The organism is Facklamia sp. P13055, assembly GCF_050409445.1.
GTDB lineage: Bacteria > Bacillota > Bacilli > Lactobacillales > Aerococcaceae > Facklamia.
Genome location: NZ_JBNUPL010000038.1, coordinates 1 through 6,498, shown reverse-complemented (window position 1 = coordinate 6,498; position 6,498 = coordinate 1). Strand labels below are relative to the sequence as shown.

Genomic DNA, 6,498 nt, shown 5'->3' with positions numbered 1-6,498 from the left:
TTAAACAACGTTTATAGTGGTTTTTCGGTTTGAGACTTATGATACAGCCCCTTTTTAACTATAATAGTTATCGACTAAACATGTGTCGTAGGTTTTTGAGATCTTAACCATTTATACAAGTCTTTGGCGATAAAGGAATAAATGGTATTGTAATAATTCTGATCAGAATCGAAAAGCTTGCCATAGGCTGCTTGGTTATCTGAATACTGTTCCAAAACAAAGTCTTGGAATTGGTCTTTAAACAAATTGTTTTCAAACATTTCCGCACTATTATTCTTTGCCATATTCACAAGTCGAGCATCGGCCTTCTTCCTCAATGTCCGGTGCATTGTTTCTACGAGCACCCGATCCCCTTCCGAAAATTCTTCAGGAAAACGCTCATTAATGCCTTGAATAATTTGTTCAAGTGAATCGTGGTCTTCACCCGGTTTCACACTGGCATCGATTGAATGGGGATGCTCAAACATTCCACTTTCAACATCTTCTTTAATCAAGGAAAGTTCACCTTGAAAATCCTGTCTTAATTTATAATATTCTAGCTTTACCTTGTCATCAATCGTTACTTTTTCACGTTTTTCTTTTGGAATAAATTTCAGTAAAAAACTAGTGAAAATACTTTCCTCGAGTAAGTCTCGATCAAACGTCCGATCAATTTGAGCAATATAATTATACCACTTATTAAAATTACGTAAGGTTACTCTAAAATCATAACGAACATCGTCATCTAATTCCTCATAACGATTAAGAATTGGCTTAAACAAGCTAGATAATCGTCCCAATAAGCGTTCGTCTTGTTTGTTTTGAGCTTGTCGGTTGATTTTCATTATTTGTTGAATATCTTCATCGTTATAAATATAAAATTTGCGTAATTTACTCTGGGTGTCATAGATCAAATTGATATTGATTCCTTCTTTCAAGCTGGTCGCTTCATAAAAAGGTTGAAAGGCTTCTAATATCTCTTCTTCCGTATTAACAAAATCTAATACGAAAGTATCTTTCTTGCCTTGCATGGTTCGGTTCAGTCTTGATAGGGTTTGGACTGCTTTGACACCACGTAGTTTTTTGTCGACAAACATAGTATGTAAAAGTGGTTCGTCAAAACCAGTTTGATATTTTTCAGCTACAATTAGCAAATTGAAATCGTCGCTATGGAAGGTTTCTTTTAACTGACTTTCTTGAACACGTTCACCGGACTTGGTGATATTGAGTTTGGCTTCAGTATATTCCTCCCCCTCATCATTCACTGTGCCAGAAAAAGCCACCAGTACGTCCAAATCTTCATAGCCTTTTTCTTGAATATATTGCTTGAACTCTTTCATATAACGCACAGCATGCAATCGAGAAGAAGTAACAATCATGGCTTTACCACGCCCATTAATGGCCTTTTTCGTAATTTCCCTAAATTGCTCAATCATAATTTCTGTTTTTTGGCGTAAAACCCATGGATGAAAGGATTGATATCTAGAAATTGCTCGAACTGCTTCTGTTTTGGGTAATTCAGGATTATCGGCAATTTCTTTAGCAATTCGGTAAGAGGTGCGGTAGGTCATGTAATTTTTTAACACATCTAAAATGAATCCTTCTTCAATGGCCTGATGCATACTGTAAATATGAAACGGTTTAAAACTACCATCGAGTTGTTTAGTCCCAAACATCTCAACTGTCTTTTCCTTTGGTGTAGCAGTAAAAGCAAAGAAACTTAGATTACGATGTTGTCCTTGAGAAAGCAAGGTTTGAACCAGTTGGTCCTGCTCATCCAGGGATTGGTTCTCAATTGTTTCTTCAATTTCTTGGTATTCTTTTAATGATGCTTGTTTGTCTGCTAAAGCCTGTTTTAATTTTTGAGCGCTGCTGCCAGTTTGAGAGGAATGAGCTTCATCAATCAAAATCGCAAAGTTGCGACCACTTACATTATCCACTTCATCGTAGATAATCGGGAATTTTTGCAGGGTAGTTATAATGATTTTCTTCTTATCATTAATGGCCTCTTTCAAATGTTGAGAGGTTTTATTCTCACCAATTGTTTCAACTTGGCCAGTAGTATGCTCAAAGCTTAATAAGGTATTTTGAAGTTGGCGATCCAGCACTGTTCGGTCTGTCACGATAATAATCGAACTATAAATAGGCCTATTATGGCTATCATGAAGAGAGGATAAATGGTAAGCCAACCAGGCGATACTGTTGGATTTTCCAGATCCGGCTGAATGTTGAATTAAATAATTCTTTCCTGCACCATTTATTTTTGTATCTTTAACTAACTTTTTAACCACATCCAGTTGATGGTAACGGGGAAAGATTAAGATACGTTTCTTTTCCTCATAATTCATAAACCGCTCAATGATATCCATTAATTGTCCGACTTGTAAGACTTCTTCCCACAAATAGGCCGTTGGATAACCATCAGGATTTGCAGGATTACCGGCTCCTCCCACATTACCAGGACCATTGGACCCTTGGTTGAAAGGCAAGAAATAAGTTTTATTTTTAGCTAGTTTGGTTGTCATAAAGACATCGTAATGATCGACAGCAAAATAGACCAGGAAGCGTGTGTTAAATTGAAAAACTAATTCTCTGGGGTCACGGTCACGCTCAAATTGGAGTTTTGCATGTTCGACACTTTGACCGGTATATTGATTTTTTAATTCTAAAGCAACCAATGGAATTCCATTGACAGCCAATACCATATCAATTGAATTGTGATTGTTCGCACTGTATTGGAATTGGCGAATGCATTGAAAGTAGTTGGCTTCATAGAGTTTTAAATTATCGATACTAATGGTCGAAACCGGACGAAAATAGATGACACGCAAATGTACACCCCGGTCGCGTATTCCTTTACGTAAAACATGAAGGAGACCATGGGAGGTTACTTCCTCATTAAAACGCTTAATAAAGCTTTTCTCCGCATTTTCTTTATAGATGAGGACATATCGCTTCCACTCACGGGGTTGAGTATCTTTTATAAAGGTTATTAGAAGTTTGGCATCGAGCCCAAGCGAAGGGTCATAGTGAGTCTCTCGAAACTTTACTGACTTCCAACCTCCAGTGTTAGTTAAGGCCGTTTCAATATCTTGCTCAAAACGTATTTCTCTTTTCTCAAGCATCAAATCCCCCTCCTTAGGCTTCTTTTTTTCCCGTCACATATTCATAGATCAGTGACTTTTTATAGTTTTCTAACTCTTCAATAACTTTTGTTTTATCTTCGATCAACTTATCAATGAGTGCGGTTTTTTCATCCAAGTAGTCGACGATTTGTTGTTGTTCATTTATGTCATCAGTTATAACTACTTTCATATTATCAAAGTTACTTTTAGTCAATTGATTAATAGTGCTGGTTAAAAATGACCCCAAATAATAGCTGAATATTTCAGAGTTTAAAATATAATATATATATCTACTACTTACTTTTGATGTTCTAAAAACCATCATAAAAGCTCCGAAAGCTGCTTCAATATTATTTTTAATTAAAATATTTTTCCCTATCAAATCTTTACTTCCACTTCTTGAACAGATTAATATATCATTCTTTTTTAATTTTAATTTTTCAGATACGATATCTTGAGACACAAATATATCTTCGCTATCCTTTAATATTAATTTGTTTTGTAAAATATTCCCTGCACGTAATACTCTCGTTCCATTGCTGTTATCCAATATGTTTTCTGGTTTATAAGTTAAACCATTTCTTACTTTTCCCAAATATTTCATTTTCAAACTAAGCCAATGTTCTGGAATCTTTCCAATCCATTCAATTCCACTATCTTTCATTTCGACATTAGAGTCTATTCCTTTTGTGACTGCTTCAGTAATGAGGGATTGTTTATATTTTTTTAAATCTTGGATAGATTTTTGGGTCTTTTTAATAATATTATCTATATTGGTAGTAAGTATGTTTAGTTTATGAACTATTTTAATTTGCTCATTTAAGTCTGGAAAAGGTATTAAGTTGTTATTTACTTGATTAACTGTTATTTGAGGAATTGCAGTTTTATCATAGAAAAACCAATTATCTTTTAAACCATCCCCACAATATTTTAAAAATTTAACATCAATTTTATCTGAATAAACTTTACTATATATCGTAGTTTGAGTGCATGTCGCTATCTGATTTACAAGTTTTATATATCCAATAGAATTTCCTCTAGCTGGTATGACTAAGTCGCCTTTTTCAAGTATGACATTTTTGTTTTCAGTATATCCAAAATATTCACTTCCTTGAGTAGCACTATACACAGGTATTGAGTCTTTAGTTTTGTAATCAGTTAACTCACTTTTTAATAGAGTTGTTCCCATCCCAGAGTTTGCAATTTTCTTATATTTTATTAAGTTCCAGTTTGATGGTATCTCACCAATCCATTCAACCCCGCTGTCCTTCATTTTTCTAGTCAACGTTTTCCACATCCTTTCCGGATAAGGCTTGGAAGTTTGCCATAATTGATTCTTCTAAGCGTTTAATCCGTTCAGCTATAATCTCTGAAGGTTCAGGGGCTGTGTACTTATAGAATAGACGAGTGAAGGGGATTTCATAGCCAATTTTATCTTTTGATCGATCTAACCAAGCTTCTTGGTTAAAAGGGATAACTTCACGCTTAAAGTAATCTTCAATAGATTCTGTTAGTGGAACATCCTCCGTATCTCTCAAACTAGTATCAGCTTTTGGTTGGCCATTCTTTTTCCGTTCAACTTTACCTTTTTCATCTCTTAAAGGACTTTCTACCGTCACCCTTGTAAAACCAAATTCCTCATTATCAAATAGTTTAGACTTCACTACACGATCATCTATACTGTAATCTGCATTGGAAAATTCTCCGTAAGCTTTGACAATGATTTCACGACATTCCTGTGAGATATCCACACGTTTTTCACCAATGTTTTTTCGACGTTTTTCAAACATCTTAGAAGCATCAATTAGCTGAACTTTCCCTTGACGGTCTTGTGACTTATTTTTTGTAATGATCCAAATGTAGGTAGAAATACCCGTATTGTAAAATAAATCAGTTGGTAGTTGAACAATAGCTTCTAACCAGTCATTTTCAATTACGTGCTGACGAATTGAACTCTCACCTCCGCCAGGATTACCCGAAAACAAGGCTGACCCATTATGAATAATTGCCATTCTTCCTGTTTCTTTAAGCTTTGAAATAGCATTTAATTGAAACAATAACTGACCATCACTAATTCTAGGAAGACCCACGCCAAATCGACCATTTTCGCCCAGCTCGTGCTCGGCCCTAACTTTCTTTTGATCACTCTTCCAATCAATTCCAAATGGCGGGTTCGAAATACAATAATCAAAGGTATAGCCTTCAAACCCATCTCTGGAAAGCGTACTTCCTAATACCATGTTGTCCGGATTTCCACCCCGAATCATGGTATCGGCTTTTGCAATGGCGTATGTTTCAGGATTTAATTCCTGACCAAAGGTTGCCACCTCAGCACTTTCGTTCATTTCATGAATGCGCTCTGTCATAGCAGAAAGCATTTGGGAGGTTCCCATGGTTTGATCATACACTGTTTTTACGACATCTTGACCTGTCAAGGTGTCGGCATCTTCCAATAAAAGCAAATCCGTCATTAAATAGATAATATCACAACTGGTAAAGTGAGCTCCGGCTTCCTCGTTATAACTTTCTGAAAATTTTCGTACTAACTCCTCAAATATATACCCCATATCGGTACTGGTCATCTGATCAGGACCCATATCAAAATCTTTTTCACTGAACTTTTGAATAACGTGATAGAGTTTATCATTCTCAGCTAAGTTGCTGATTTCAGCTGCAAACTTAAAATTTTCCAGAATATCTTGCATATTGTCTGAAAATCCATTTAGATAGAACCGAAAATTACTTTCAATATTAGATGGATCAGCTAATAAGGTTTCAAATGTAAAGGGACTGGTATTATAGAAAGAATAACCTGAAGCTTTAGTGAGAAGCTTATTTCTCATGGTGTCATTCATATCTACAGTAGTCTGTGCTACTTGTAGGACCTTTTCGCGGTTTGGATTTAGCGTATCATGCAGGCGTTTAATAACTGTCATTGGCAGGATGACCTTACCGTACTCATGCGGTTTATAAAGTCCTCTCAATATATCCGCTACACCCCAAATTAAACTCGCTTGTTTTTGCGCATTAATAGATGTTTGTAAATTACGATTAAATTCATTCATTACTCTATCTCCTGACATGATTTTCTAAAAGTTGCTTCATCATGATTTATATATTATCAGCAACTATTTTTGATTCTATAATATCATATTATCGGATTGTATTTGAAAAGGTTTTACGGTAGTGTCAAATAAATTGTGTAACCTCAGGAACTCCCTAGAAAAAGAGACCTCACTTATGTAAGATTGTAATCACCACAAAACAATCACAAATAGGAGGTCCCTTATGGAAGACTTTAACACAAAAAGATTCACAGCACTAGCCCAAGGAGAATCGATTCATGAACTGTTTCGTCAGGCCTTAGAAGATGCCATTAATCTACTGCTTGAAA

Annotated in this window: 3 protein-coding genes; all 3 read right to left on the bottom strand. The window is 35.5% G+C overall.

What is annotated here, in order from left to right; translation table 11 throughout:
• Positions 1–74: 74 nt before the first annotated feature.
• From ACQV2O_RS08340 to ACQV2O_RS08330, 3 genes are read right to left on the bottom strand one after another with little or no spacing between them, the layout of a single operon-like run.
• Positions 75–3,104 (bottom strand): type I restriction endonuclease subunit R, encoded by a 3,030-nt coding sequence (locus ACQV2O_RS08340; RefSeq protein ID WP_428875542.1) that lies wholly within the window; start codon positions 3,102–3,104, stop codon positions 75–77.
• A 13-nt stretch (positions 3,105–3,117) separates the two neighbouring features.
• On the bottom strand, positions 3,118–4,389 hold the full coding sequence (locus tag ACQV2O_RS08335) for a restriction endonuclease subunit S (protein ID WP_428875540.1): 1,272 nt from the start codon (positions 4,387–4,389) through the stop codon (positions 3,118–3,120).
• Positions 4,382–6,169, bottom strand: a complete 1,788-nt coding sequence (locus ACQV2O_RS08330; protein ID WP_428875538.1) for a type I restriction-modification system subunit M — start codon at positions 6,167–6,169, stop codon at positions 4,382–4,384. The genes ACQV2O_RS08335 and ACQV2O_RS08330 overlap by 8 nt, the downstream gene beginning before the upstream one ends.
• Between the last annotated feature and the right edge of the window lie 329 nt (positions 6,170–6,498).